Source organism: Aurantiacibacter atlanticus, assembly GCF_001077815.2.
In the GTDB taxonomy this organism is placed as follows: domain Bacteria; phylum Pseudomonadota; class Alphaproteobacteria; order Sphingomonadales; family Sphingomonadaceae; genus Alteraurantiacibacter; species Alteraurantiacibacter atlanticus.
The window spans coordinates 481,861-508,376 of record NZ_CP011310.1; the positions used below are offsets into that span (position 1 = coordinate 481,861).

The 26,516-nt window shown below is 58.5% G+C and carries 27 protein-coding genes and 1 tRNA gene; 12 read left to right on the forward strand and 16 right to left on the reverse strand.

Features of this window, described 5'->3' with window-relative positions:
• Positions 1 to 25 precede the first annotated feature (25 nt).
• Complete coding sequence (locus CP97_RS02385; RefSeq protein ID WP_149036402.1) at positions 26 to 373, forward strand: hypothetical protein; 348 nt, start codon at positions 26 to 28, stop codon at positions 371 to 373.
• 14 nt (positions 374 to 387) lie between these two features.
• Here CP97_RS02385 and mnmA read toward each other — a convergent pair whose 3' ends face one another.
• Positions 388 to 1,554 carry a tRNA 2-thiouridine(34) synthase MnmA gene (gene mnmA, locus CP97_RS02390; RefSeq protein ID WP_048884636.1) on the reverse strand — a complete coding sequence of 389 codons (1,167 nt, stop codon included), beginning with the start codon at positions 1,552 to 1,554 and terminating at the stop codon, positions 388 to 390.
• A 123-nt stretch (positions 1,555 to 1,677) separates the two neighbouring features.
• Between mnmA and CP97_RS02395 the strand changes: the two genes are divergently transcribed.
• The 7 genes from CP97_RS02395 (at position 1,678) to CP97_RS02425 (ending at position 9,389) form a co-directional block, all read left to right on the forward strand.
• Positions 1,678 to 2,013 carry a hypothetical protein gene (locus CP97_RS02395; protein ID WP_048884637.1) on the forward strand — a complete coding sequence of 112 codons (336 nt, stop codon included), beginning with the start codon at positions 1,678 to 1,680 and terminating at the stop codon, positions 2,011 to 2,013.
• Positions 2,010 to 2,309 carry a CtrA inhibitor SciP gene (gene sciP / locus CP97_RS02400; RefSeq protein ID WP_048884638.1) on the forward strand — a complete coding sequence of 100 codons (300 nt, stop codon included), beginning with the start codon at positions 2,010 to 2,012 and terminating at the stop codon, positions 2,307 to 2,309. Before CP97_RS02395 ends, sciP begins: the two co-directional genes overlap by 4 nt.
• Before the next feature lie 135 nt (positions 2,310 to 2,444).
• Complete coding sequence (locus tag CP97_RS02405) at positions 2,445 to 2,705, forward strand: GlsB/YeaQ/YmgE family stress response membrane protein (RefSeq protein ID WP_048884639.1); 261 nt, start codon at positions 2,445 to 2,447, stop codon at positions 2,703 to 2,705.
• A gap of 256 nt (positions 2,706 to 2,961) precedes the next feature.
• Positions 2,962 to 4,170: an efflux RND transporter periplasmic adaptor subunit gene (locus CP97_RS02410; protein WP_048884640.1), complete on the forward strand. Its 1,209-nt coding sequence runs from the start codon at positions 2,962 to 2,964 to the stop codon at positions 4,168 to 4,170.
• 11 nt (positions 4,171 to 4,181) lie between these two features.
• The gene (locus tag CP97_RS02415; RefSeq protein ID WP_048884641.1) at positions 4,182 to 7,586 is read left to right on the forward strand and encodes an efflux RND transporter permease subunit; all 3,405 of its coding nucleotides are present in this window, start codon (positions 4,182 to 4,184) and stop codon (positions 7,584 to 7,586) included.
• Positions 7,587 to 7,641: 55 nt separating this feature from the next.
• Complete coding sequence (locus CP97_RS02420) at positions 7,642 to 8,850, forward strand: DUF445 domain-containing protein (protein ID WP_048886641.1); 1,209 nt, start codon at positions 7,642 to 7,644, stop codon at positions 8,848 to 8,850.
• On the forward strand, positions 8,847 to 9,389 hold the full coding sequence (locus CP97_RS02425; RefSeq protein WP_053106503.1) for a GNAT family N-acetyltransferase: 543 nt from the start codon (positions 8,847 to 8,849) through the stop codon (positions 9,387 to 9,389). The genes CP97_RS02420 and CP97_RS02425 overlap by 4 nt, the downstream gene beginning before the upstream one ends.
• A 4-nt stretch (positions 9,390 to 9,393) precedes the next feature.
• On the opposite strand, the gene CP97_RS02430 is transcribed toward CP97_RS02425, so the two are convergent.
• Both CP97_RS02430 and CP97_RS02435 read right to left on the reverse strand, forming a co-directional pair.
• The gene (locus CP97_RS02430) at positions 9,394 to 10,320 is read right to left on the reverse strand and encodes an electron transfer flavoprotein subunit alpha/FixB family protein (RefSeq protein WP_048884642.1); all 927 of its coding nucleotides are present in this window, start codon (positions 10,318 to 10,320) and stop codon (positions 9,394 to 9,396) included.
• A complete protein-coding gene (locus CP97_RS02435) occupies positions 10,317 to 11,066 on the reverse strand; it encodes an electron transfer flavoprotein subunit beta/FixA family protein (protein ID WP_048884643.1) in 750 nt (249 codons plus the stop codon). Before CP97_RS02435 ends, CP97_RS02430 begins: the two co-directional genes overlap by 4 nt.
• A gap of 201 nt (positions 11,067 to 11,267) precedes the next feature.
• On the opposite strand from CP97_RS02435, the gene CP97_RS16245 reads away from it, so the two are divergent.
• Positions 11,268 to 12,068 carry a DUF6265 family protein gene (locus CP97_RS16245; RefSeq protein WP_174539154.1) on the forward strand — a complete coding sequence of 267 codons (801 nt, stop codon included), beginning with the start codon at positions 11,268 to 11,270 and terminating at the stop codon, positions 12,066 to 12,068.
• Between the two features lie 20 nt (positions 12,069 to 12,088).
• On the opposite strand, the gene sucC is transcribed toward CP97_RS16245, so the two are convergent.
• A complete protein-coding gene (gene sucC, locus CP97_RS02445) occupies positions 12,089 to 13,288 on the reverse strand; it encodes an ADP-forming succinate--CoA ligase subunit beta (protein ID WP_048884644.1) in 1,200 nt (399 codons plus the stop codon).
• A gap of 104 nt (positions 13,289 to 13,392) precedes the next feature.
• Here sucC and CP97_RS02450 point away from each other — a divergent pair, with 104 nt between their 5' ends.
• A complete protein-coding gene (locus CP97_RS02450; protein WP_048884645.1) occupies positions 13,393 to 14,175 on the forward strand; it encodes a 3'(2'),5'-bisphosphate nucleotidase CysQ in 783 nt (260 codons plus the stop codon).
• A 65-nt stretch (positions 14,176 to 14,240) separates the two neighbouring features.
• On the opposite strand, the gene CP97_RS02455 is transcribed toward CP97_RS02450, so the two are convergent.
• Positions 14,241 to 14,924, reverse strand: a complete 684-nt coding sequence (locus CP97_RS02455; RefSeq protein WP_048884646.1) for a YiaD family glycine zipper/OmpA-like lipoprotein — start codon at positions 14,922 to 14,924, stop codon at positions 14,241 to 14,243.
• 149 nt (positions 14,925 to 15,073) lie between these two features.
• Here CP97_RS02455 and CP97_RS02460 point away from each other — a divergent pair, with 149 nt between their 5' ends.
• The gene (locus CP97_RS02460; protein WP_048884647.1) at positions 15,074 to 16,369 is read left to right on the forward strand and encodes a hemolysin family protein; all 1,296 of its coding nucleotides are present in this window, start codon (positions 15,074 to 15,076) and stop codon (positions 16,367 to 16,369) included.
• A 77-nt stretch (positions 16,370 to 16,446) separates the two neighbouring features.
• Here the strand turns inward: CP97_RS02460 and CP97_RS02465 are convergent, their stop codons facing one another.
• The 10 genes from CP97_RS02465 to CP97_RS16355 form a co-directional block, all read right to left on the reverse strand.
• A complete protein-coding gene (locus CP97_RS02465; protein ID WP_048884648.1) occupies positions 16,447 to 16,857 on the reverse strand; it encodes a DUF3035 domain-containing protein in 411 nt (136 codons plus the stop codon).
• A gap of 60 nt (positions 16,858 to 16,917) precedes the next feature.
• On the reverse strand, positions 16,918 to 17,433 hold the full coding sequence (gene lspA, locus CP97_RS02470; RefSeq protein ID WP_048884649.1) for a signal peptidase II: 516 nt from the start codon (positions 17,431 to 17,433) through the stop codon (positions 16,918 to 16,920).
• Positions 17,430 to 20,342: an isoleucine--tRNA ligase gene (locus CP97_RS02475; protein ID WP_048884650.1), complete on the reverse strand. Its 2,913-nt coding sequence runs from the start codon at positions 20,340 to 20,342 to the stop codon at positions 17,430 to 17,432. The genes lspA and CP97_RS02475 overlap by 4 nt, the downstream gene beginning before the upstream one ends.
• The gene (locus CP97_RS02480; protein WP_048884651.1) at positions 20,342 to 21,274 is read right to left on the reverse strand and encodes a bifunctional riboflavin kinase/FAD synthetase; all 933 of its coding nucleotides are present in this window, start codon (positions 21,272 to 21,274) and stop codon (positions 20,342 to 20,344) included. Before CP97_RS02480 ends, CP97_RS02475 begins: the two co-directional genes overlap by 1 nt.
• Complete coding sequence (locus CP97_RS02485) at positions 21,271 to 22,461, reverse strand: dipeptidase (protein WP_048886644.1); 1,191 nt, start codon at positions 22,459 to 22,461, stop codon at positions 21,271 to 21,273. Before CP97_RS02485 ends, CP97_RS02480 begins: the two co-directional genes overlap by 4 nt.
• Positions 22,461 to 22,952, reverse strand: coding sequence for a dihydrofolate reductase (locus CP97_RS02490; protein WP_048884652.1), 492 nt, complete (start codon positions 22,950 to 22,952; stop codon positions 22,461 to 22,463). Before CP97_RS02490 ends, CP97_RS02485 begins: the two co-directional genes overlap by 1 nt.
• 3 nt (positions 22,953 to 22,955) lie before the next feature.
• Positions 22,956 to 24,008 carry a 5-(carboxyamino)imidazole ribonucleotide synthase gene (locus tag CP97_RS02495; RefSeq protein WP_048886645.1) on the reverse strand — a complete coding sequence of 351 codons (1,053 nt, stop codon included), beginning with the start codon at positions 24,006 to 24,008 and terminating at the stop codon, positions 22,956 to 22,958.
• A gap of 118 nt (positions 24,009 to 24,126) precedes the next feature.
• Positions 24,127 to 24,609 carry a 5-(carboxyamino)imidazole ribonucleotide mutase gene (gene purE, locus CP97_RS02500; RefSeq protein ID WP_048884653.1) on the reverse strand — a complete coding sequence of 161 codons (483 nt, stop codon included), beginning with the start codon at positions 24,607 to 24,609 and terminating at the stop codon, positions 24,127 to 24,129.
• A 4-nt stretch (positions 24,610 to 24,613) separates the two neighbouring features.
• Positions 24,614 to 25,300: a 2,3-diphosphoglycerate-dependent phosphoglycerate mutase gene (gene gpmA / locus CP97_RS02505; protein ID WP_048884654.1), complete on the reverse strand. Its 687-nt coding sequence runs from the start codon at positions 25,298 to 25,300 to the stop codon at positions 24,614 to 24,616.
• Positions 25,301 to 25,336: 36 nt separating this feature from the next.
• Complete coding sequence (locus CP97_RS16355) at positions 25,337 to 25,510, reverse strand: hypothetical protein (RefSeq protein ID WP_169807758.1); 174 nt, start codon at positions 25,508 to 25,510, stop codon at positions 25,337 to 25,339.
• 148 nt (positions 25,511 to 25,658) lie between these two features.
• On the opposite strand from CP97_RS16355, the gene CP97_RS02510 reads away from it, so the two are divergent.
• Positions 25,659 to 25,733: transfer RNA gene (locus tag CP97_RS02510), tRNA-Thr, on the forward strand.
• A gap of 50 nt (positions 25,734 to 25,783) precedes the next feature.
• On the opposite strand, the gene CP97_RS02515 is transcribed toward CP97_RS02510, so the two are convergent.
• Positions 25,784 to 26,386 carry a DUF1989 domain-containing protein gene (locus CP97_RS02515; RefSeq protein WP_048884655.1) on the reverse strand — a complete coding sequence of 201 codons (603 nt, stop codon included), beginning with the start codon at positions 26,384 to 26,386 and terminating at the stop codon, positions 25,784 to 25,786.
• Positions 26,387 to 26,516: the final 130 nt, after the last annotated feature.

Sequence of the window (26,516 nt, forward strand, 5' to 3'; positions counted from 1 at the left end):
CATCCTTTCCAGCAGGACCAGGCGAATGGCAACCGCAAAACAGACGAAATCGAAAGCCGGCGCAATCATTGTGCGGATAGTGCTTTTTGCGGCGTTGGCCACCGGACTGGTGGCGTTTTTTTATGGCAAGGCCATAGCTGGCTTCAGCCAAGCGGGCACTGGCTATGCCGCCAAAACCGCCTGTTCATGCCGCTATATCGCCGGACGCGACATGGATAGCTGTTACGGTGATTTCCTGCCCGGCATGTGGGCAATCTGGCTGACAGAAGATGAAGACGCGCAAAGCGTGACGGCCACCGTGCCGCTGATCAAAAGCACAACCGCTACCTATCGCGATGGGCCAGGCTGCGTCCTGGAACCTTGGGACGGATAATTTCCAGTGCCGCGCTAGACGGCTGATGTCGTCGAATCGATCCAGCCGCCGCCCACCACGCGTTCATCTGCATAGATCACCGCTGCCTGGCCCGGCGACACCCCAAACTCTGGCGTGGCGAAACGGATTGAAACATTGCCGCCATCACCCAGTTTGCCTTCCAGCGTGATCGGAACGGGTTTTGCCAGCGATCGGACTTTGGCTGACAGCGGCTGATCGGGTAGCGAGCCGATGCGATTGGTTTCGACCACCAGAGCTGCACCGACCGCAAGCAGGCGCTTTGGCCCTACACGCACTTCAGCTTTGTCCGCATTGAGTGCGACGACATAAAGCGGTTCAGGCTGTCCGCCCACATCCAATCCGCGCCGCTGGCCGACGGTGTAATGGATGATTCCCGGATGTTCTCCCAGCAACTCGCCCGATTCGGCGTGGACGATTTGTCCGGCGCGCCCGCCTTCGGGGCGCATCTTCTTGACGATACTGGCATAATCGCCATCAGGTACGAAACAGATATCCTGACTGTCAGGCTTGGCTGCCACGGCCAGTCCAAACCCTTCTGCAATCGTGCGAACTTCGCTTTTGGGCATGCCACCGAGCGGGAATCGCAGGTAATCGAGCTGTTCCTGCGTTGTGCCATAAAGGAAATAGGACTGATCACGCGCCGGATCGAGCGCGCGGTGCAATTGGGCGCCACTTTCGCCCATGATGCGGCGCACATAATGGCCCGTAGCTAGGCAATCGGCACCAAGTTCACGCGCCATGCGCAGAAGGTCGGTGAATTTCGGCCCCATATTGCAGCGAATGCAGGGAATTGGTGTGCGTCCGGCAAGATATTCGTCGGCGAATGTTTCAACCACGTCTTCACGAAAGGCGCTTTCATGGTCGAACACGTAATGCGCCATACCAAGCCTGTCTGCCACCATCCGCGCATCGCGAATATCATCGCCAGCGCAACAGGCACCCTTGCGTCCCGTAGCCGCGCCATAATCATATAGCTGGAGCGTAATGCCGATCACCTCGGCTCCGCTTTTTGCAGCGAGTGCTGCCACAACAGAACTGTCCACCCCACCCGACATCGCGACAACAATCCGGCAGTCTGCAGCTGGTCGCGGCAGGTCGAACAGGGCTTCGGCGTTAACCGAAACCGGCAATTCGGGAATCGTGGCGGTAGTGCTGCACATGGCGTGCCGCCTACACGTTTAAAGCAAGCTGCAAAAGCCCGACAGGATCAGCCGGAAAATTTGTGACATAAGATAATGGCGGCTTTACCAGATTTTGACGGTTGCCGCTTAAAGCCCATTGTCATGTTCGAAGGAAAGCTCCCCCTGGCGTCCGGCATAAGTGGCGAAAAACGCGGCGAATCGGCCCCGGAAGAGCTATGCCCGATCGAATGGGCGGAGCTTGTCGCCCGGCTTGCTGCTGCTCGAGATTTGCGCCGTGAACTTGGCCAAGACGATGAAGATGCACTTGCCAGCTTCGATGCACATTGCGCGCGCCAGATTTCCGGCAGTCACGATAATGCGCCTGAAGAATCCAAACGTGGCGTTAACCCTGAAGATTTAGGTAATGGCAAAGAGCCTCGCCCCATAAGCGGTCGACACGCTGAAGGCGTCGATACGGCCAACCGAGGAAATACATGATCGAGAACCAGAAAATTCGACCGGCGCAGGTTATCGGCCCCCTTGGAGAGCCGTTGACCATCGATGATTTGCCGTCCCCCAAGACCAAGCGCTGGGTTGTCCGTCGCAAGGCGGAAGTTGTTGCTGCGGTCAATGGCGGTTTGCTCACGATTGACGAGGTTCTTGAGCGCTATGGCTTGACGCTGGAAGAATTTGCCGGGTGGCAGCGCGCCGTCGATCGTTCGGGCATGCAAGGCCTTCGTGTGACCCGCATCCAGCATTATCGCGACCTCTACGAACGCCAGTTGAAATACTGACATCAATGCCGTCCAGATAAAGCAATCGCTGCGTTGCCGGAATGGGAAGCCCTGATATCGTTTGGAACCGCTTTGGCAGTTCGACGTTGAACCTGCAGAGCCCCGATTTGTGGGTTAAGTGAGGAGAACAGGGTTATGGGTTGGATTGCAACTATCATACTTGGCGGCATCGCTGGCTGGCTGGCCAGCATGGTAATGAGCCGTGATGCATCGATGGGCATTTTCTGGAACATCATTGTTGGCGTGATCGGTGGCATCATCGGTAGCGCGATTGGCAATGTCACTGGATTCCTCACCGACGACGCCGGTTGGATCATGTATCTGATAACAGCATTTGTCGGCGCCGTTGTGCTGCTCGCAATCGCAAACCTCGTCCAGCGTGGCAGGGTGCGCTAATACGCGTTAGTTCCTTCGGAACACAGAAAATAATTAGAAGAAGGGTGGGAGCTTCGGCTGTCCCGCCCTTTTTTGTTACAGTTGCAACAACGTCTGTCGGGCCCCATTGTGGCTTGGCAGATTGTTGCGTTGTGCAAATTGCGCGTAAGCAGCTATGGCAATCTACGGCCATAGGTCGCGGTTCGCGCGGATAGGGCATCTGTGATACGATTTCAGCCGACCTAATGGATCAGGCCCTGCAAAGGCAAGTCTTGCGATGAATTTCGAAACGAGTGTGACGAACACCGATACACCGCAGACTATCGGGGTGGATGTCGGTGCTGAAACGGACGCCCTCGCGGACGATGGGCAGCGCGCAAGCAAGCGCCGCCTGTGGGTCGTCATTGCATTTCTCATTGGTGGCACGATCATTGCTGCATTCATGCTTTCAGCCGGGGAGGAGGAAGTGCCCTTTGCCCCTACCGAAGGCAGCACGCTTCCGGCCGTGACAGTGCTGGTCCCTGGCTCGGGCACGCTGCAAGGCGTGATAAATGCAACTGGTACGTTGGCTGCGCGCCGGGAAATGCCCGTGGGCGTTGTCGGCGAAGGCGGGCGCGTGGCATCCGTTCCCGTCGAGGCGGGCGATTGGGTGCGCGCGGGACAGGTGCTCGCCGTGATCGATCGTTCAGTTCAGAATCAGCAGGCCGATGCGCAGCGCGCTCAGGTAGATGTAGCGCAGGCGGATGCCGATCTGGCGCAGGCCAATCTTGATCGCGCGCTGCAATTGGTGGAGCGCGGCTTTATCAGCCAGGCGGATATCGACCGGCTGACCGCTACGCGCGATGCCGCCGCAGCGCGGGTGCAGGTGGCCCGTGCACAACTGGCGGAGCGCCGTGCACGCAATGCCCAGCTTAACATCGTTGCTCCGGCAGCAGGACTTCTGCTCACCCGCAATGTTGAGCCCGGTCAGGTTGTCAGCCCCGGTTCGGGAACGCTGTTTGCGATTGCGCGCGGCGGGGAAATGGAATTGCTCGCCCGCGTCGGAGAGGGTGAACTGGGCCAGCTTTCTGTCGGTACCGGGGGCACGTTGACGCCGGTCGGGACAGAGCAGACATTTGCTTGCCAGATTTGGCAGAAATCGCCCGTTATCGATGAACAAACCCGCCAGGGAACGGCGCGCTGCGCGCTTTCCTATGATCCGGCGCTGCGCCCGGGCGGTTTTGCCAGCGTGCAATTTGCCAGCGGCACAACCACTTCGCCGCGACTGCCCGAAAGTGCGATCCTGTCTGATGACGCCGGCTCCTACGTCTTTATTCTCGATGAGCAGAATATCGTTGTACGCCGCCCGATTGGAATCGGATCGATCAGCGATGCAGGTATTGTCGTCGCTTCCGGCCTTTCGGGCGATGAACGGGTAGTGTTGCGTGCTGGCGGTTTCCTCACCGAAGGTGACGAAGTGCGCCCCGTAACCGAAACGGCGGATTAAGGCCGGCGCACATGAATTTCCGCAACATCTCTGCCTGGTCGATCCGCAATCCGATCGTCCCCATTCTGGCCTTTGCCGGTTTGATGCTAGCGGGTCTCCTGTCCTTTTCACGGATGGATGTTCAAAACGAACCGGACATTGAATTTCCCGTTGTCGTCATCAGTATTTCACAACCTGGTGCCGCGCCCTCCGAAGTCGTGAACCAGATCACCCAGAGGGTCGAGGCAGCGGTCCAGACACTCGACGGGGTGGAGAATATCAACTCCACAGCTTCAGAAGGCAGTTCCTTCACCTTCATCGAATTTGCCATCGGCACTGACATCGCCGAATCGGTGAATGAAGTGAAAAGCGAGATAGACAATATTCGCGGTGAACTGCCTGACGGCATATTGGAGCCGCGGGTGAGCAAGCGACAGACAAGCTCTCAGCCAATCGTGTCTTTCGGCGTAACCGCTGACGATATGACGCTTGAACAATTGAGCTGGTTTATCGACGACACGGTGACCAAGCGCCTGCTTTCGGTCGAAGGGCTGGCAGAGGTTAGCCGCAGCGGCGGTGTCGATCGCGAAATCCTTGTAATTCTTGATCCGGCGCGGATGCAGTCGCTTGGCGTAACAGCCAGCCAGGTGAACAGCGTGTTGCGCCAGCTAAACATCAATGCGGCCGGTGGACAGGCCGAAATCGCGGGATCACGCCAATCGGTACGGGTGCTGGGCAATGCAGATGATGCCTATGATCTTTCGCAAACGCTCATCAATCTGGGGAGCGGTCGATCAATCAAACTGGCCGATATTGCGCAGGTCAAGGATTCTGTCGGTGAAGTCCGCACGCTTGCCAAGGTCAATGGCAAACAGGTTGTCACATTTTCCTTCACGCGTGCCCGCGGCGAAAGCGATGTGCGGGTGTATGACGATGCAATTGAAGTCCTTCAGGAATTGGAAGAAGCCAATCCGGGTGTGACCTTTACGCGCCTTTTCACACAGGTGGATTATACCAAGGCCCAATATGCAAGCTCCATGGCTTTGCTGGTCGAGGGCGCATTGCTCGCTGTGGTGGTGGTGTTCCTCTTCCTGCGCGATTGGCGCGCAACCATGATCGCGGCGCTCGCCATCCCCCTTTCGGCAATCCCGACCTTTTATTTCATGGAGGCCTGGTTCGGCTTTTCCCTGAATACGCTGTCGCTCCTGGCGCTTGGCCTTGTGGCCGGGGTGTTGGTCGATGATGCTATCGTGGAAATCGAGAACATCGTTCGGCACATGCGCATGGGCAAAAGCGCATATCAGGCGAGTATCGATGCAGCGGATGAAATCGGCCTTCCGGTTGTCGCCACCACGCTATGTATCGTTGCCGTCTTCCTTCCTGTGGGCCTTATGCCCGGCATCTCCGGAGAGTTTTTCAAGAATTTCGGCCTTACGGTCGTCGCCTCTGTTCTTATGAGCCTTGCCGTCGCGCGTCTGATCACGCCCATGGCTGCTGCCTATTTCCTCAAGGCTAAGGGGCACGCCGTCCATGGCGAAGGTCCGATGATGGACCGCTATATGAAAACCCTGCGTTGGTCTGTCGATGACAGCAGCTTCCGGGCGATGCGGCACCGTATTGGGTATTCACCCACGCGCTGGCAGTTCCACATCGCCTCGCTTGCGATCGGCCTGTTCCTTCTTGTGATCCTGCCCGCCCTGCTGGCTCCCGGATTTGAACTGCCGGCTGTTCTCATGATTCTTTTACTGGCCTTGCCTTCATACATCATCGGGGTGCTGATCAGCATGGTGTTTGGATTGCTGCTGGGCCGCATGATTGGCTATGATGCCAATACCTACGTCGCACGAGCCCGCTACACAGGGGCGAGATTTCTCGATCACCGTATCTGGATGATGCTCGTCGGCGTGGTCGCCCTTGTTCTAACGGTCATCATCGCTGCCAATGTGCCGCAGCAATTTTTTCCTGACAATGACAGCGATTTCAGCCGGGTCAGTATTTCAATGGTCCCCGGAACGACGCTGGAGCAAACCGAGGTGGTGGTTGATCGCGTATCCGCCCGATTGAGCGAGGAACAGGAAGTCGCACTGGCTCTGGGCACATTCAGCGAAGGGTCGGGCCGCATCAGCCTTGTCCTGCGCGACGATCGTGAGCGAAGCAGTCTCGATTTCGAACGCGAACTCACGCCAGTGCTGCAGAACATCCCCGATGCCCGCATCAATTTCCAGAACAATCAGGGCGGCGGAGGCGGCACCGGCCGCGCAATTTCGATCATGCTGGCCGGATCGGATCCCGAAGCCCTTACCGAAGCCGCAAATGTTCTGGTCGAACAGATGGCGACTGTCGAAGGGGCGGTGGCGCCCCGCATCGATTACGATCTTCAGCGGCCAGAGCTGATTATCACGCCGCGGGAGGATCTGGCTGCCAGCCTAGGCGTGACAACATCGGCCCTGAGCCAGGCGATCCGCATTGCGACGCTGGGTGACATCGATCAGAACGCTGCCAAATTCTCGCTGTCTGACAGGCAAATCCCTATCCGAGTGCGCCTTGCAGAAAGCGCGCGGCGTGACTTGTCGACGATAGAAAATTTGCCTGTTCCCACGTCCACCGGCGGCTCTGTGCCGCTCAGCCGCGTGGCTGAGATTACACTGGGAATGGGCCCCACTTCGATTGAACGCTACAACCAGAACCGGCGCGTTTTCGTAGGGGTCGACATTGCACCCAACGTCGCGCGTGGTACCGTGCTTAATGCCATTAACGCCCTGCCAATCATGGAAAATCTTCCTACCGGTGTTTCAAACTTGCCCGTCGGCGCGGATGAATGGCAGGCTCAGTTGATCAATGATTTCATTATCGCCGTGGTCACTGGCCTGCTGCTTGTGTTTTCTGTGCTGGTGCTTCTCTATCGCCGGGTTGTCTCCCCCCTTGTGAACATGAGTTCGCTGGCGCTCGCTCCGTTGGGCGGATTCATCGCATTGGTCGTGGCCGGCCTCATCAAGAGCGGCCAGCCCATGCCGATTTCACTGCCGGTCTTTATCGGGATGCTGATGTTGTTGGGGATCGTCGCCAAGAATTCCATCCTCCTGATTGATTTCGCAATCGAGGAAATGGACGCTGGGGCAGACAAGCTTACAGCCATTATTGAGGCGGGTCACAAACGCGCCCAGCCTATCATCATGACCACGGTCGCCATGACGGCCGGAATGGTGCCGACTGCGCTTTCGCTTTCGGGAGATTCGGCCTGGCGCGCGCCCATGGGTACGGTGGTGATCGGTGGTTTGATCTTGTCGACCGCTTTGACGCTGGTGATTGTGCCTGCGGGCTTCAGCCTTGCAGACGGGCTTGAACGAAGACTCGGCCCATGGCTGCGTCAGCGTTTGCTGACCTATAATCCGGGTGATGAGGCGGCCCATCCGATTGCGCCGCAGCCTGCCGAGTGATGCTGTGATGCCACCGACCGCCGTGGCCCTAATGCCGCCGGACAAGGCGCGACGCATGCGCATCAGCGCAACAGTAATGCTGGTGGCAATGGCCGCCATTTTCTTCGGCTCGCATCAGGTTCTGGGCGTCAATCCCGCATGGGGTTATGTCAACGCCTTTGCAGAAGCCGCCATGGTTGGCGGGCTGGCAGACTGGTTCGCGGTGACAGCGCTGTTCCGCCACCCGCTTGGTCTGCCTATTCCGCATACGGCGATTATTCCCCGTAACAAGGATCGTATTGCCGATACGATGGCAGAATTCCTGCGCTCCAACTTCCTGACCCCGGTGGTGGTTGCGCGGCGCATGCGGGAGATGAACCTTGCGCAGGCGGCGGGTGATTATCTGGCCACGCGCGGCGATACAGAGCAAGGTCGCATCCGCGCCGGTGCAGGTCAATTGTTGGTGGAACTGCTCGAATCGCTCGATCCGGACCGCCTTGGCCTTCAGGTGAAAGCTGGTCTCGCGCGGCAGGCCAAAAGGCTCGATATCGCGCCGCTTCTGGGCCGCGTGCTCGAAACCGCCATTGCGGATAATCGGCACCAACCTTTGATCGACAGCTTCATCCGCTGGGCTGGCGTAGCGCTGGAAGATAATGAGGAGATGGTCCGTGAAATGGTGCAGGCACGCGCCAATGCACTGATCCGCTGGACCGGACTTGACGAGAAGCTCGCCAATTCGGTGCTGTCGGGCCTCTATCGTCTGCTGGCAGAGATACATGTGGACCCGGACCATCGCGTGCGTATCAAGGCAGCAGAAGCGCTTACCAGCCTCGCCCATGATCTCCAGCATGATGCTGCGATGCGCGCCAAGGTAGAGCAGATGAAGGACGATTTGCTTTCCAATCCCGCCGTATCCGATTGGTGGATGGGTGTGTGGGAGAGATTGCGCCACGCATTGATAGACATGCTGCGCAATCCCGATCGCGTCATGTCGGGGCAGATTGGACACAGCCTCGCCGAACTTGGCGAGACGCTGCAAACCGACACAAATCTGCAGGTGCAGATCAACCGTTTTGCGCGGCGTAGCCTTGTCGGACTGGTCACGCGATACGGTGAACAGATTGTCAGCCTGGTCTCCAACACGGTGAAAAGCTGGGATGCAGATACGATCACCATGCGGATAGAGCGCGCTGTGGGTCGCGATCTGCAATTTATTCGTATCAATGGCACGCTGGTTGGCGGGCTGGTGGGCCTGTCGCTGCATTTCCTGACCGAGGTTATGTGACCTTCGCGCCAATGATCGTGACAGAGCGGCTGGAGCTCTGGCTGCCACGGGCGGCAGATCTGAGGCCCCTGTTCGATATAATTTCCCAGCCCGAAACAATGCGGTTCCTCGGCCCGAGCGCCACGATTGAAGATCATTTCATGCGGTTCTGCCGCAATGCAGGCTGCTGGCAGCTTTACGGCTATGGGATGTTCATCCTGCGTGAACGGGGCGCGCAAGGTGGCAAGTCGCCGATCATCGGCAATTGCGGCATATTCCATTCAATTCGCGGCATTGGAGAGGATTTTGATGATCGCGCAGAAGCCGCCTGGATAATCGGCGCCGGATTTACCGGCCAGGGTTATGCGGGCGAGGCCATGCGAGCCGTGCTGGATTGGTTCGATGCTGAACATCGGGCCGAAGTCATGTGCATGATTGCACCGGGCAATGCGGCATCGCTGCGGCTGGCAGACCGTCTGGGCTTCGCGTCATTGCACGATAGCAGGCTACCGGATGGCGATGAGGTACGGCTGTTTCGCCGCCCGCCGCCATCCGGCTGAACAGTCAAAGTTTCTGAGTGAGTTCTGGCACTGCGTTGAAGAGGTCTGCGACGAGGCCGATGTCGGCGACCTGGAAGATGGGGGCGTCGGGGTCCTTGTTGATGGCGACGATGGTCTTGCTATCTTTCATGCCTGCAAGATGCTGGATCGCACCCGATATGCCGATGGCGATATAGACCTCGGGGGCCACGATCTTGCCGGTCTGGCCAACCTGGTAATCATTGGGCACATAACCTGCATCAACCGCTGCCCGGCTGGCGCCAATGGCCGCGCCCAGCTTGTCGGCAAGCGGGGTGATCGTTGCCTCGAAGGTCTCGGCATCCTTCAATGCCCGTCCGCCCGAGACGATGATGCCCGCACTGGTAAGCTCGGGCCGGTCGGACTTGACCGCATCAAGCCTGACGAACTCGGACAGCCCGGCATCGCCCGGACCACTGGTCGCCTCGACAGCAGCGCTGCCGCCGCTGGCCTCGGCCTTGTCGAAAGCGGTGGTGCGCACAGTGATCACCAACTTGGGATCGCTGCTTTCCACCGTGGCAATGGCATTGCCGGCATAGATCGGGCGGGTAAAACTCCTGGGACCTTCAACGCTGATGATGTCAGAGACCTGCATCACATCGAGCATGGCAGCCACGCGCGGGGCGATGTTCTTGCCCGTGGTGGTGGCCGGGGCCAGCAGCGCATCATAGTCACCCATCAGGCCAGCAACCAGCGGCGCGATATTTTCAGCCAGCCCATGAGCATAGGCAGCATCATCGGCGTGCAGTACCTTTTCCACCCCGGCGATGGACGCATGCTCAGCGGCAGCATCCGCCGAGCCTGTGACCAGCACATGCACCGGTCCGCCCAGCGCAGCTGCAGCGGTGATGGTGGACAGCGTGGCATCGGCAACACTGGCATCATGCGGTTCGGCAAGAACAAGAACACTCATGCGGCAACTCCCAAAGCTTTCAACTTGGCGACCAGCGCATCGACATCTTCCACGATCTCGCCCGCCTGGCGCACCGGCGGTTCGCCGACATGCGTGGTGGTGATGCGCGGCGTGACGTCGACGCCATAATCAGCCGGGGATTTGGTATCGAGCGGCTTCTTCTTGGCCTTCATGATATTGGGCAATGAGGCATAGCGCGGCTCGTTCAGCCTCAGATCGGTGGTCACGATGGCCGGCAGCGACAGCTTCACCGTCTCCAGCCCGCCATCGACTTCGCGCGTCACGCTGACATGATCACCCTCGATTGCCACTTCGCTGGCAAAGGTGCCTTGCGGGCGGCCCATCAATGCGGCCAGCATCTGGCCGGTCTGGTTGCTGTCATCGTCGATCGCCTGCTTGCCCAGCATCACAATGCCCGGACCTTCCTCATCAGCAATCGCTTGCAAAATCTTGGCCACCGCCAGCGGCTCAACCGCCTCGTCGCTCTCGACCAGAATGGCGCGGTCCGCGCCCATCGCCAGCGCCGTGCGCAGCGTCTCTGCCGCCTTGGCCGGCCCCACGCTTACCGCAATCACTTCCTCAGCACTGCCCACTTCCTTCAATCGCAGCGCCTCTTCCACCGCAATCTCGTCAAACGGGTTCATGCTCATCTTTACATTGGCCAGATCAACTCCCGACCCATCCGCCTTAACTCGCGGCTTCACATTGTAATCTATCACCCGCTTCACAGGCACTAATACCTTCATCGCAAACCTCTCTCATTATGCTTTGCCGCTTATGTAAACAAACTGACGTTTAGATCAACCAGACCAGCTTTACGGCGTCGCGAAGCAGGTCTAGCCTGCTATATATCCTACATGGGAGACTCCCTCTTGCGCACCATCGTTCCCGCCATTGCATTGGCTTGCATTACATCCGCACCAGTCTGCGCGCAGGAAACACGCGTAATGCCGGCGGATCACATCTCTCCTGCCGCCAGCATGGACGATATGGACTGGCTGGTCGGCCAATGGGAAGGGACCGGCATTGGCGGGAACCGCGCAACGGAGAGCTGGCTGCCGCCGACGGGTGACACGATGGTCGGCACATTCATCCAGACCGGCGACAATGGCGGCATTCAATTCACCGAACACCTGTATTTGGTGGAGCACGTGGGGAGCCTTGTGCTGCGGCTCAAGCACTTCAATCCAGACCTGACAGGCTGGGAAGAGCGTGACGATATGCTGACGTTCCGATTGGTCGATATTGAGCCATGCGCAGCCTATTTCGCCAGTCTGACCCTGCGCTGTGACGGAGACGATGGGTTGGTTGCGGCGGTGCAGATACGCAGCAAGGACGGCGCAGCGAATGAGCTGATTTTCCGCTTTCGCCGCACTGGGGAGCCGCTTGTGCCCTCGCGCTGCAGCGATGCCGTCACCACTCTGGATATAAATGACTGTCTTTTGGCGGTGTTTGAAAGGGCCGATGCACGGCGCGGTGAATATCTTGCCGCTGCGATTCAGCAGGCAGATGGCAATGCTGAACTCACTGCGCAAATTGAACAGTCAGATGCGGCGTTCACCGCCTATCGCGATGCCGAATGCGGGGCTGTATATACGGACTGGATTGAAGGCAGCATCCGCGGCGCCATGTCACTATCTTGCAGGATCGCAATGACAGACCGTCGTACGAGCACGATCTGGCAGAACTGGCTGACCCAAATGGACTCGACCACGCCTATCCTGCCGGAGCCCGCTCCGACACGATAGGCGCGATGGTCAGTTGCGGATCAGGCGGCTTCCTTCACCTGTGCAACGATCTTTCGGGCGGCATCGCCCAGATCGTCAGCCGAGATGATCGGCAGGCCCGAATTGGCGAGGATATCCTTGCCCTGCTGCACATTGGTGCCTTCAAGGCGGACAACCAGCGGCACGGAAAGGTTCACTTCCTTTGCCGCAGACACAATGCCATCGGCAATGATGTCGCACTTCATGATGCCGCCGAAAATGTTGACAAGAATGCCTTCCACTGCCGGGTCTGACAGAATGATCTTGAATGCAGCAGTCACCTTTTCACGGTTTGCGCCGCCACCGACATCGAGGAAGTTTGCCGGGAAGGCGCCGTTCAGTTTGATGATGTCCATCGTCGCCATGGCGAGGCCTGCGCCATTGACCATGCAGCCGATATTGCCGTCGAGCTTTATGTAGGCAAGGTCGTGCTTGCTGGCCTCGACTTCCATCGGATCTTCCTCTGTCTCGTCGCGCATGGCTTCGACATCGGGGTGGCGGTAGAGCGCATTGGAATCGAAGCTCATCTTGGTGTCGAGCACCAGCAATTCGCCATCCTTGGTTTCTACCAAAGGATTGATTTCGAGCATTTCGCAATCGAGCGTGGTGAAGGCTTCATACAATTGCTTGCTAAGCTTCTGGGCGGCTTTCGCCAGCGCGCCCTCCAGCTTCAGTGCGAATGCGACGGCGCGGCCATGATGCGGCATGAAGCCGGTTGCCGGATCGATGGTGATCGTTTCAATCTTGTCAGGCGTATTATGTGCCACGTCCTCGATATCCATACCGCCTTCGGTGGATACGATCATTGCGATACGACTCGTTTCGCGATCCACCACCATGGAAAGGTAGTATTCTTCGGCAATATCCACGCCATCCGTGACATAAAGCCGATTGACCTGCTTGCCGTCGTCGCCTGTCTGGATTGTGACCAGCGTATTGCCCAGCATGTCCTGCGCATCGCTTTTCACGGCATCCACGCTCTTGGCGAGGCGCACACCGCCCTTGGCATCAGCAGGAAGTTCAGAAAACTTGCCTTTGCCACGACCACCAGCATGGATCTGAGCCTTTACGACATAAAGCGGCCCGGGCAGCTTTTTCGCACCTTCGACAGCTTCTTCTACATTATTTGCAGGGTAGCCGGTGGGGATGCCGATGCCGAATTTCGAGAGCAATTCCTTGGCCTGGTATTCGTGAATGTTCATGCGCGGGTGCCTTCATATGTCGAAAAATGTTCCTGCAGCGGGCTTAAGCATCATCGCGCACGCCTTGCAAACCCTGCTTTGGTCTATCATCTCCATTTGCCACAATGATCGACACGATGAGACTTGAGCAAATCTGCCGCGAGGCGGGTCACATGGCGCTTCAGCGGTGGCCGGGTAACGGCTATGCCTTGGAAAGCTGGGAGAAATCTCCCGGCAGTCTGGTCTGTGAGGCTGATCTGGCAGTCGATGCCTTCCTCAAACGCGAGCTGGGGCGGCTGCTTCCGTCCGCCGGTTGGCTGAGCGAGGAAACTGCCGATAATGCCGGACGGCTTGGCAAAGGTCTCATCTGGCTGGTCGATCCGATCGACGGCACCCGAGATTTTATCCGCGGCCGGAAAGGTTGGGCGGTATCTGTCGCGCTGATCAGTGCCGGACGTCCCTTGTGGGGCGCACTGGTCGCCCCTGCGCGCGAGGAAGTGTGGTCCGCCAAGGCGGGGCAGGGTTCTTGGCGCAATGGCGAACGATTGGTTGCATCGCGCCGCACGAAATTTGCTGGCGCGCGCGTACCTGCCGATGCGCTTGCCAAAGAGGACCAGGATCTCAGCCTCGTCGGCAAGCCCAATTCCATCGCCCTGCGCGTGGCCATGGTGGCGAGTAATGAAGCTGACATGCTGGCCACTTTGCGATGGGGATATGAATGGGACATTGGTGCTGCAGCCCTTATCGCGCGTGAGGCCGGGGCGCGGGTGACCGACGCATTCGGCAAGCCAATCGCCTATAACAAGCACGATCCGCGCGCCTTTGGCCTGCTGGTCAGTGCGCTCGGCATCCATGCAGCAGCGGTGGAACGGCTGGCCAAAAGGGCAGCACATATTTCACGCAATTAGCTCACCCAGAACAAAAAAGGGGCGCCCCGCAGGACACCCCCTTTTTTAAAGATAGGATCGAGCAATCAATATGCTGCGTTCACATCTTCCTGTGTCACAGGCGTAATGCGGATTTCCACACGGCGATTTTCCGATCGACCTGCATCGGTGGTGTTATCGGCAATCGGATATTGCTCGCCATAACCAACCGTCTCAATACGTGAACGCGCCACGCCGCGTGACACGAGATAATTCGCCACGGATTCGGCACGGCGACGCGACAGGTCCAGATTATACTGGTCGCTACCGGTCGAATCGGTATGTCCCATAACGTCGATCAGACTGCTGGGATGTTCGACCATGCTTTGTGCGACACCGTCGAGTGTAGAGCGCATCTGCGGAGAGACCGTGGTCGAATCAACTGCGAAGGTGACATCAGGGAAATTAACAAGGATGCCGTCGCCATTGGGGGTTTCCGAAACATCAACACCCGTGCCTGCGGTGACTTCTTCCAGTTCACGGATCTGTTCGTCCATGCGGTAGCCGACATAGCCGCCTGCTGCACCGCCAATACCTGCCCCAACAATGCGTGCAGTCTTGCCGCCGATAAGACCGCCCAGAAGGTAGCCAAGGCCCGCGCCGCCGACACCGCCGATAGCGGTGCGCGAGAGGACCTGATTTCCGGTGTTGGGGTCTGTCACACAAGCGGTGGTGGTGCCAACCAGCGCCAGTGCGCCGATCGACGAGAAAAGAATCTTTTTCGATTTCATGAAATTTGTCCCTCTTGCTAGCAGCAGACTCCATAGGTCGAGTCCGTCCTTGCATAGAAGATAATGATCAAAGGGCCACCGCGTTCCGTAACTTCCTGTGACACTCTCTCTTCGCGCCGCCGTGCTAATCTGCTAGCGCCCGAATCCTGATGTCACCATTTCCTTGGCATTTCCTCGTCGCACTCCTCCTCCTGATAGTGCTCAACGGTGTTTTTGCCATGTCTGAACTGGCGATCGTATCCGCGCGCACTGCGCGTTTGCAGATGGCGGCGGATCGCGGCAGCAGAAGCGCAGAAGTCGCCCTGCGTCTTGCTGCAGAGCCGGGCAAGTTTCTTTCCACCGTGCAAATCGGCATTACGTTGATCGGTATCATCGCGGGCGCTGTTTCGGGCGCCACTCTGGGTGAGCCGACGGGCGAACGGCTGGCATTGCTTGGTCTCGATCCGGAAACCGCCTCCAGTGCAGGTTTCGCGCTGGTCATCGGCCTCACCACATTCTTCAGCCTGGTGATTGGCGAACTTGTGCCCAAGCAATTGGCCCTGCGCACTGCGGAGCCGATTGCATTGGTGATGGCGCGGCCGATGGATATGCTGGCGCGAATCGCGGCGCCTTTCGTCTGGCTGCTCGATTCGACGTCCAATATGCTGCTTGCTGCGCTGGGCATTCGCCACAAGGGTGATCACCGATTGACCGCCGAGGAGCTGCAGATGATCTTCGCCGATGCTACCCGCACCGGCGTGATCGTGGAGCAGGAACGCGCCATCCTGTCCGGCATCATGCGTTTGGCTGACCGGCCTGTACGCGAACTGATGACCCCGCGCACCGAAATCGATTGGCTGGATGCGGACGCCAGCGAGGAAGAGATACGAAGGGTGATCGCTGGTTCGCCGCATTCGCTGTTGCCTGTTGCCGAGGGATCTCCGGACAAGATGGTGGGCGTGGTCAAAGTGCGCGAGTTGCTGGCGCTGCAGGTTGCCGGCGCGCCTGTTCGCCTAACGGATCTTCTGCGCAAGAGCGAGGTCGTTCCCGATCAGCTTGATGCGCTGGATGCGTTGCGAGCCCTGCAGCAATCAGGGACCGGCATGGCAATGGTCCATGACGAATACGGCCATCTGGACGGGATCGTCACCACGGCCGATGTCCTGTCTGCCATTGCCGGTGATTTCGCCAGCCATCAGGACGAAGGCGACATGCCATTGATCGTGGAACGGGAGGATGGATCGCTGCTGGTTTCTGGCGCGCTGACTGCTGACACATTGGCCGACCGTCTGAATCTGGATCTGCCCGAGGGGCGCGAGTTCGCCACTGCTGCAGGCTATGCGCTTTATGTGTTGAAGCACCTTCCGGCTGAAGGCGAGTATTTCTGCGATCAGGGATGGCGTTTTGAAGTCATGGACATGGATGGTCGCAAGATCGACAAATTGCTGGTTAAGCAGGAGGGATAGTGCAGGCGCCTGCCTTCAGGCACCTTCTATTTGCCCTTCATCAATGTAACCCTTGCCCAATGGGGCGAGCGCAATCGTCAGCCAGGAATGACTGAACGCGCGCTCTGCCCATCACCTTCTGGCGCGGCGATGATGGCGCGGGTGCTGGCACCCTTGTCCACTGTGTAGGTCAAATGGTCGCCTACGCTCGAACGGATGCCCGGATCGGCCTCGCCCGCCTGCTGGAGTGCGCTGGTTTCAACGGCGCTACGCTCTGCCGGGCCGCCAAACAGAGCTTCCAATGCCTGTTCCGATGCGGTGCCTTCTACTGGACGCGGAGCACCCGGCTCTGGCGGGGCGAGATGGAAATCAGGCGGGATCACCAGTGGAGCCTGGCGTTGCACGGCGAATTCATCCGGCCGGTCGCGCGAGCCGAGATCGATGCCGCCACATGCGGACAGCGCTCCGGCGGCGATTGCCACGGTGATGATGCGGGAGAATTTTGCCATGGGTATCACTCTTTCACGTAAATTCGGCATTAGGCCGGCCCGGTGTAGACCGGGGCAGGTTCAGGCTTCGGCGTCCTGCTCGCTTGCCGGTTTCTCGCGCATGAACAAGGCGCGGGCAAGGATTATAACGACGCCAATCGTAATTGCTGCATCGGCAATATTGAAAATCAGGAATGGGCGAAAGTCCCCGATGTGGAAATCGGCGTAATCGATGACATAGCCATGCAGAAATCTATCACGGATATTGCCCAATGCGCCGCCAAGCACCAGCCCCAGGGCCGCGATGTCGCCTGGCAGCTTTTCGCGCATCATCCAGATCATTACGACCAATGCGATCAGTGCGGTGACGCCGACAAGGATCCAGCGCATTTCCATGCTCGTCGCCTCGAACATGCCGAGAGAGACGCCATAATTATTGGTACGGGTGAAATCGAAGAAAGACAGCAGAGGATAGGTTTCGCCGATCTGGTCCAGCCCCAGTCTTTCGACAATGAAGAACTTCACCCATTGATCTGCAATGAAGATGGCCAGCGCGATGACGAGGCCGATAAGGTGATATCTCCGCTGCGCGGTCATTTTCCGGCGTCCATGTCGCGCACCACGCTTTCACAGCGATTGCACAGCTCGCCGTCTTCAGCCACTTCGGGCAGAAGACGCCAGCAGCGCCCGCATTTCGCATCGCTGGTCTTGGTGACGATCACTTCATCACCATCGCCCGGAGTGACGTTTCCGGTGATGAACAATTCGGCTAGATCGGAAGGGCTGAACCCTTCTGGCACTGTGCTTGCAGGTACGGTAACTTCAGCTTCCAGGCCAGAGCGGATGGTCTTTTCACGGCGCAACGGTTCGATCGCTTCGGTCACGCGTTCGCGCAGAGCGCGCAAGGCGTCCCAGCGGGAAGCATCGGCAGTTGCGCGGGGCACTTCGGGCCATTCGAGCAGATGGACTGAGCTGCCTTCGGGATGGCGGGTGCCCCAGACCTCTTCTGCCGTAAATACCAGCACAGGGGCGGCATAGCGGATCAAGGCATTGAACAACACGTCGAGCGCGGTGCGATAGGCGCGCCGTTCCTGCCCGTCAGGCGCATCGCAATACAGCCGGTCCTTGCGGATATCGAAGAAAAAGGCCGAAAGGTCCTCATTCGCGAATTCGGTCAGCGCGCGGGTATAGGTGTTGAAATCGAAATCATCGACCGCCTTGCGCAGCTTTGTATCCAGTTCGCCCAGCAAGCTGAGCATGTAGCGCTCCAGCTCCGGCATGTCGGCGACATAGACCCGCTCGCTTTCGGCAAAACCCTGCAATCCGCCGAGCATATAGCGGAAAGTGTTGCGCAGCTTGCGATATTGGTCGGCAACGCCTTTCAGTATTTCCGGGCCGATGCGGTGATCTTCGGTATAATCGACCGAAAGCGCCCACATGCGGATAATATCCGCGCCATATTCTTCCATGACCTTCAGCGGATCGACCGTGTTACCGAGGCTCTTGGACATTTTGCGCCCGTCTGCCGCCATGGTGAAACCGTGAGTCAGCACGGCCTTGTAAGGCGCAACCCCGCGCGTGGCACAGCTTTCAACCAGCGAGGATTGGAACCAGCCGCGATGCTGGTCACTGCCTTCTAGATAGAGATCAGCCGGGCTGCGCAGATCGGGCCAATTGTCACTCTCAAGCACAAAGGCATGGGTGCATCCTGAATCGAACCAGACATCGAGAATGTCGGTAATCATCTCGTAATCGTCCGGATTGCGGTCCGGCCCGAGCAGCATGGCAGCGTTTTCCTCGCACCAGCCATCGACCCCGTCTGCATTGATTGTTTCGATAATGCGCGCATTGACTGCCGGATCGACCAGATATTCGCCACTCTTGCGGTCCACGAACAGCGTGATCGGCACACCCCAGGCGCGTTGGCGGGATAGCACCCAATCGGGCTTACCTTCGACCATTGAACCGATGCGGTTCTTTCCCTTAGCCGGGACGAACCGAGTTGTGTCGATTTCCGTCAGCGCGGTTTCGCGCAGAGTGGCATCGCCTTGCAGCTTATCCATCGGCACGAACCATTGCGGTGTGCAGCGATAGATAACCTTGGCTTTCGAACGCCAGCTGTGCGGGTAGGAGTGTCCGTAATCGGCGGATGCGCTGAGTAAAGCGCCCGCTTCTCTCAAGTCCGAACAGATAGGCCCGTCAGGCGCGTTGAACTTGGGATTGATGACCGAGCCGGATCGTTCATCCGTGCGTGGAAGCCAGAGCCATTCCTCCCTGTAACGCCCATCGGCATCGACCACGAATTTGGGGCTGATACCGTTAGCTTTGCACAGATCGAAATCGTCCTCGCCGTGATCGGGTGCCATATGGACGAGACCAGTGCCGCTATCGGTGGTGACAAAATCACCGGGCAGCAATGGGCGCGGCTCTGTAAAGAACCCGCCGAGCTTGTGCATCGGGTGGCGGGCGATGGTTCCGGCTAGGTCGGAGCCTGAAAAAACCTTCTTCGTCGGCTCGACAGGAGTCACCTTAACGGTATTCCCACCGACACCAAACCATTCGCGCGTCAAGTATGAAGCAAGTCTAATGCAAAAATCATCGACCAAAGGCGATGCCATGACAAAGCCGCTACTTTGGATTTTGGCGACAGCCGCGTCTGGAAATGATGTGCTTGCACCCACAATTGTAATAAACGGGCGAAAAAGAACGTATTCGATCCCTTTGCCATAAGCCAAAGCCTGATTCACAGGAATCGTCCATGGCGTCGTCGTCCAGATCACCGCGTGTGCGCCGACCAATTCCTCAATCGGCGACTCAACAATTTCAAACGCCACATCGATCTGCGTCGAGGTGATGTCCTCATATTCGACCTCAGCCTCGGCCAGCGCGGTCTTTTCTACCGGCGACCACATCACCGGCTTTGCGCCGCGATAAAGCTGGCCGCTGGTCGCAAATTTCAGCAGTTCGGTGACGATGCCCGCTTCGGCTTCGGGCGCCATGGTGAGATAGGGCTTGTCCCATTCACCCGCCACGCCCAGCCGCTTGAACTGTTCGCGCTGCACATCGACCCATTCGGCGGCATATTCGCGGCATTCCTGCCTGAACTCGCGCGCTGGAACCTCGTCCTTGTTCAGCTTCTTCTTGCGGTATTTCTCCTCCACCTTCCATTCGATGGGGAGGCCGTGGCAATCCCATCCGGGCACATAGGGCGCATCCTTGCCAAGGAGGCTCTGCGTGCGCACCACGGCATCTTTCAGCACCTTGTTCAGCGCATGGCCGATATGGATGTTGCCATTGGCATAGGGCGGGCCATCGTGGAGAATGAACTTCTCGCGACCGGTGCGCGCTTCGCGCAATTGCTTATACAGCTTTGCGTCTTCCCAGCGCGCGAGAATGCCCGGCTCCTTCGCGGGGAGGCCTGCCTTCATGGGAAAATCGGTCTTCGGCAGGAAGACGGTGTCCCGATAGTCTCGCCCTTTGGCGCGTTTCGCTGTATCGTCGCTCATCAGGAGGCGGCACCTAGGAGGTTGCGCGCCTCTTCGCAATCGCGTTCCATCTGCGCGATGAGCGCGCCCATATCATCAAACCTGGCTTCGGGCCGCAGGAAGTGATGAAAGGCTATGTCCAACTCCTCTGCGTAAAGGTCTCCGTCAAAGTCGAAGAAATAGGGTTCGAGCAGTTCTACAGGCGGATCAAAACTGGGCCGCACGCCCAGATTGGCCGCGCCTTGCAACATTTGTCCGCTGGAAACCACACGCCCCGTTACGGCATAAATGCCGAATCGCGGACGCAGATACGCACCCATGGCAATATTGGCGGTGGGATAGCCAAGATCGCGGCCTCGCTTGTCGCCATGTATTACAGTGCCGCGCACTGTGAACGCGCGGGTGAGCAGCCGCGTGGCAATATCGCAATCGCCTGCCTTCAACGCATCACGAATGCGGCTGGAAGACACGGTCTGGCCACCCTCACCGACGGGGCCGATGGCGCGCGTTTCGATGCCGCAACCAGCGCCAACTTCCTGCAGTACATGAATATTGCCGCCGCGGCCCTTGCCGAAAGTGAAATCTTCTCCCGTCACCACGCCTGCCGCGCCTATATGGATGCCGAGCAGATCATGGATAAAGCCGTGCGCGCTCATTGCAGCCAGATCATCGTCGAAATTAAAGACCAGCATCGCGTCCGCCCCTGCCTGCCTGAACAATTCCTCACGCTGGTCAAGGCCGGTGAGGCGGAAGGGGGGAACATGCGGGGCGAAATGGCGCACCGGATGCGGATCGAACGTGGCGACGATGGCGGGCCGGTTCATGGAGCGCGCCCACTCCACCGCCTCTGCGACAACGCGCTGGTGGCCGAGGTGGAAACCGTCGAAATTGCCGAGGGCGATAACACCGCCACGCAGGCTTTCCGGGATATGATCGCGGTGGCCCAGCCTCATACGCTACCACGTTCGTCAGACATCGGCGCGATACCAGCGCGGATGACGCGCAATGCATTCAATCCCATGATCTTGGCGATGTCGGCTTCGTCAAAGCCATCGTCCAGAAGCGCCTGTGTGATGTGTACCAGCCCTGATGTATCGAACCGCGTCGTCACCGCACCATCAAAATCGCTACCCAGCGCGATGTAATCGGTGCCCACAAGTTGCGCGATATGGCGAATTGCGGCAGCGATGGCCGAAGGCGATGTATCGCACACAGCGCCCTCGAAATAGCCTACGCCGATCACCCCGCCAGTGGCTGCCACGCCGCGAATCTCATTATCGGTAAGATTGCGATTGGTGGGGCAAGTGGCCTGCACGCCGCCGTGGCTGGAGATAATGGGACGGCGCGCCATCGCCAGCACCTCGTCCACGCATTGATGGCTGCAATGGGCGATATCCACGATCACGCCGATCCTCTCCATCTCCGCCACCATGTCGCGCCCAAAGGCGCTTAGCCCGCCCTTGTCCTCACCATGCATCGATCCGGCAAGTTCATTGTCGAAAAAATGGGTAAGGCCCGCCATGCGCAGACCCCTTTCGTGCAGGCGCTGCAGATTATTGGCCTGCCCTTCAAGATTGTGCAGCCCTTCAACGGAAAACATCGCGCCGATCGGACGGCCCGTGGCATCGCGCTGGGCCAGAATTGTTGTCACATCTTCCGGCGTGCGGACGATCCGCAGCGCATCGGGGGCTTCCAGACTCGCCTGTTCCATCCGCTCAGCATGCCATATCGAGCGTTCGAAGAGCGAATTCCACGTCGGAGGCGGCTGCAATTGGGCAAAGGCGAGCAAGGTGATGTTGTCGCGCACGTCAGCTGAATTGCGGTCTAGATTCAATCCCGCTGGTGATTTGGTCACGCTGGAAAAGACCTGGAGCGCGACATTGCCCTCGATCAGGCGCGGTAAATCCATATGGCCGCGCTTGCTGCGCTTAAGCGGATTACGCTTCCACATCAGCGTATCGGAATGCAAATCCACGATGGTGAGGCGGGCATGCAGCGCGCGCGCTTCCTCGCTGATGTCCGGCAATGGCTGGCCGTCTATCTGCGTCAGGCTGCGTTCGGCAATGCCGGGGCCAAGAACCCATAATCCGGCGAGCAGCACCAGCACCAGCACTGCGCCCCATTTGGCGATCCGGCGCATCATTTGCGCCGCTCGAACGTAACGAAATCATACGGGGGGAATCCGTTTTCGGCGGCGCGGCTCTCACGTGCAATTTCGTGCCAGCTTTCATCTTCTCCGGGATGGGGCATGGTGACGTCGCCAGCGGTATCCTCGAACACTTCGGTCAATTCAAAGATTGTGCCGAAGTCCCATAGCAAATCAAAGATTTCAGCCCCGCCGATGACTGCCACTTCGCCATCGCCTGCCATCGCCATGGCCTCCTCAGCCGTGTGCGCCACCTGTGCGCCGGGGGCACTCCAGCCCTTTCCCCGGGTCAGCACGATATGGGGGCGACCGGGCAGCACACCGGGCAGGCTTTCAAATGTCTTGCGACCCATGATCATGGGCTTGCCCATGGTCAGCCGCTTGAACCGTTTGAGATCCTCGCTCATCGCCCAGGGAACCGCGCCATTACGGGCAATGATGCCGTTGGTCGCCCGCGCGACGATGAAAAGGACGCTGCGTGCCATGCCTCAGCCGATCCGCGTAATATGGCCCATTTTGCGCCCCGCGCGCGCCTCGACCTTACCGTAAAGATGGACATGCGCGGCGGGATCGGAGAGGTGGCGAGCAAGATCAAGCGCATCATCGCCGATAAGATTGTCCATCACCATTTTGGGCGCCACGCAAGCGGTGTCGCCCAGCGGCAATCCGGCAATGGCGCGGATATGGTTTTCGAACTGGCTGGTAACCGCGCCCTCGATTGTCCAATGGCCCGAATTGTGGACGCGGGGCGCCATTTCATTGAACACCGGACCATCGGCAGTGGCGAAGAATTCGCAGGTCAGAACGCCAATATAATCCAGCGCCTCTGCCACCTTGCGGGCAAGGGTGCGTGCCGCCTCCAACTGTTCACTCACAATGGCAGGGGCGGGCAATTCGCAATGTGACAGGACGCCGCCAGCGTGGCGATTGCGGGTCGACTCCCAGAAGCGTATTTCGCCGTCGCGCCCGCGCACGAGGATGACGGAAAATTCGCATTCAAAACGGACCATGCGTTCAAACACGCAACCGCTCGCGGGAATACGGATGCCTTGCGCATCTTCGGCTAGCGCGATGGACCATTGCCCCTTGCCGTCATAGCCATCGCGGCGGGTTTTGAGGATGCCGGGCCTACCGATCCGGTCCACCGCATGGGCGAGCTCATTATCATGATCCACCGAAAGGAACGGTGCTGGGTGACCGCCAACATCCTCGACAAACCGCTTTTCGCGCACACGATCCTGCGCCACTTCCAAGGCACGCGTGCCCGGCGCCAGCATGCCTTGTGGAATGACGGCGAGCGGTTCGACCGGCACATTTTCAAATTCGTAGGTAATGACATCGCAGACATTGGCAAATTGCGCCAAGGCATCCCTGTCGTCCCACCGGCCTTGAGTGAAACCATCGCAAACCTGTGCGGCGACGCTTTTATCTTCGGGGCAATAGACATGGCAGCGAAAGCCCAATTGCGCAGCGGCCATCGCCAGCATCCGGCCAAGCTGGCCGCCGCCCAGAATACCTATCGTTGCGCCTGAAGCTAACACGGTGCCTTCCAAAACCTTCATCCCTCGAGCATTTTCGGCTGTTCTTGCCACACAGGTACTTTGCTAACGGGACAAGCGGCCCTGCGACAAGAGCGATGCCCCATGCAATCGGTAAATGCTAATCGGTTGGCTGCCTGGCCACCCTGTCAGTTTGTGCCGCGCGCCATTCCTTCAGTCGCGCTGTCAGGCCATGATCGGCCAGTGCCAGGATTGAGGCGGCAAGCAGGCCCGCATTGGTTGCGCCTGCCTCACCGATGGCCAATGTGCCGGTGGGCACGCCGGCAGGCATCTGCACGATTGAAAGCAAGCTATCGAGACCGTTGAGCGCTTTGCTTTTCACTGGCACGCCAAGCACGGGCAGGTGAGTCAATGCGGCGATCATTCCGGGCAAATGAGCAGCCCCGCCAGCGCCTGCGATGATGACCTTGAAGCCTTCATCCGCTGCGCTTTTGCCGAAATCATGCAGCCTGTCCGGTGTCCGATGGGCCGAAACAATGCGCGCATCATGTGATACACCAAGGTCATCCAGCACTTGCGCAGCGCACTGCATGGTCGGCCAGTCCGACTGGCTGCCCATTACGATTGCGACATCTGTGCCCATGGCCTCAGGAATCCTTCAGATAATAGCGTTCGCCCGGCTTCATCGCGTCATCGAACTGGTAAATGATCGGCTGGCCGGTGGGAATTTCCAATCCGGTGATTTCGTCGTCCGAGATATTGGACAGATGCTTCACCAACGCGCGCAGGCTGTTGCCATGAGCGGAAATGATGACCGTTTCGCCCTTTTCCAATTCGGGCAATATGGTGCTTTCCCAATAAGGGAGCACGCGTTCGATAGTGAGCTTGAGGCTTTCGGTGTCGGGCACGTCGATCCCGGCATAACGTGGATCGTCTGACAGATCGAAAGTGCTGCCCTTTTCCAATGGCGGCGGGGGCACGTCGAAACTGCGCCGCCAGATATGCACTTGCTCATCCCCGTGTTTGTCACGTGTTTCCTGCTTGTTGAGCCCGGTCAGACCGCCATAATGACGTTCATTCAGGCGCCAGTCCTTCACTTCCGGAATCCACAGCCGCTCACATTCTTCCAATGCAAGATGCAGCGTCACGATCGCGCGTTTCTGGACGCTGGTGAAGGCGAGCGTGGGCATCACACCTTTTCCTTTCAGCAGGCGACCGGCCGCCCGCGCTTCCTCCACGCCTTTTTCAGTGACGTCGACATCCCACCAACCAGTGAAACGATTGGCGAGATTCCATTCGCTCTGGCCATGGCGGACAAGGATCAGGGTGGGCACGCTGCAATACTCCAATTTTGCGCGGGGAAGCGCGCGTTAGCTTTCCTTTGCGGACTTGGGAAGGGCGCGCTGCGCATCATCGCCAGCATTACTGCCAGACACGCTTTCATCCGCACATTCCGCCATACCGCGCGCCTGTGACTTGCGGCGACGCAAATTCTCGCGCAGCTTGGCGGCGAGCCGTTCTTCACGGGTTGCGTTCTTATTCATAAGCGGCCTTTTGGCGCAAGCGCGCGTTTTGCTCAAGCAAGCTTGCCCTTCAGGGGCGCAAGCTTGGCTTGACTTTCACCGCGCGCGCGACCAAAGCGCGCGCCTGCCTCGACCGAGCCAATTTACGGTGCAGGCGAAGGACACGGTCGCTGCTGTAGCTCAGTGGTAGAGCGCACCCTTGGTAAGGGTGAGGCCGGGAGTTCAATCCTCCCCAGCAGCACCAGTTCTTCTTGCCATGACAGGCAATCTGGCCCGTTTCCCTGCTTTTCAGCTTTACGCAACATCATCCAGATGATCATGGATGATATAGTCGATCGGCTTGAAAGACCCATTGTTCGATTTGGGGGCAGAGCAGGCTGTGAGGCCGATGATGACATCCATCATGGCTTTGAACACGATGGTATCGCCGGCTTTGCTTAGCGGAGCCTCTACGCTGAATTTGCCGGTTTTACCGTCAACGGGCACATTCATGAAGCAGTTGAAGGCGCAGGGGATCTCGTCTTCGGTAATGCCGAACGGGGCAAGCACGCCTGCAAGGTTTCCAAAGCAACCCTGATGCGGCTCCAGCTCATCATAAAGCAGGCGGAAGGTATCCTGGCTGCATGGCGTAAGCAGGAAATCATGCGTGCCTACATCGTCCCGCACTATCTCCAAGAGTCGGTTCGAGCGGTTTGAATAAAGGACGTGCCCGGTTGTGAGATAGATGGTGTCAGCATAATCGAAAGTGCGGCCATTGCTGATGACTTCCGCTGTGTCATGGGCATTGAACGCCAGCAAGTCGGATACTTGTTGGCCCTGCGGGTCAACAACTTCGAGGAATTGGCCCTTGCCAAGTTTGAAGGCGGTGCCGCTGCGCGGTTCGATGGTCGTAGTCATGGGAAAGCCTGCATTGAGTTAAGTATGCAGCTGTTACGCGGCTCTGCATGGAACGTTCCGCTACCAACAGAATGGTGCGGAACCTTCGTCGCTGATAGGCGTAACTTACCTCACATTGCTTGCCCAAGCC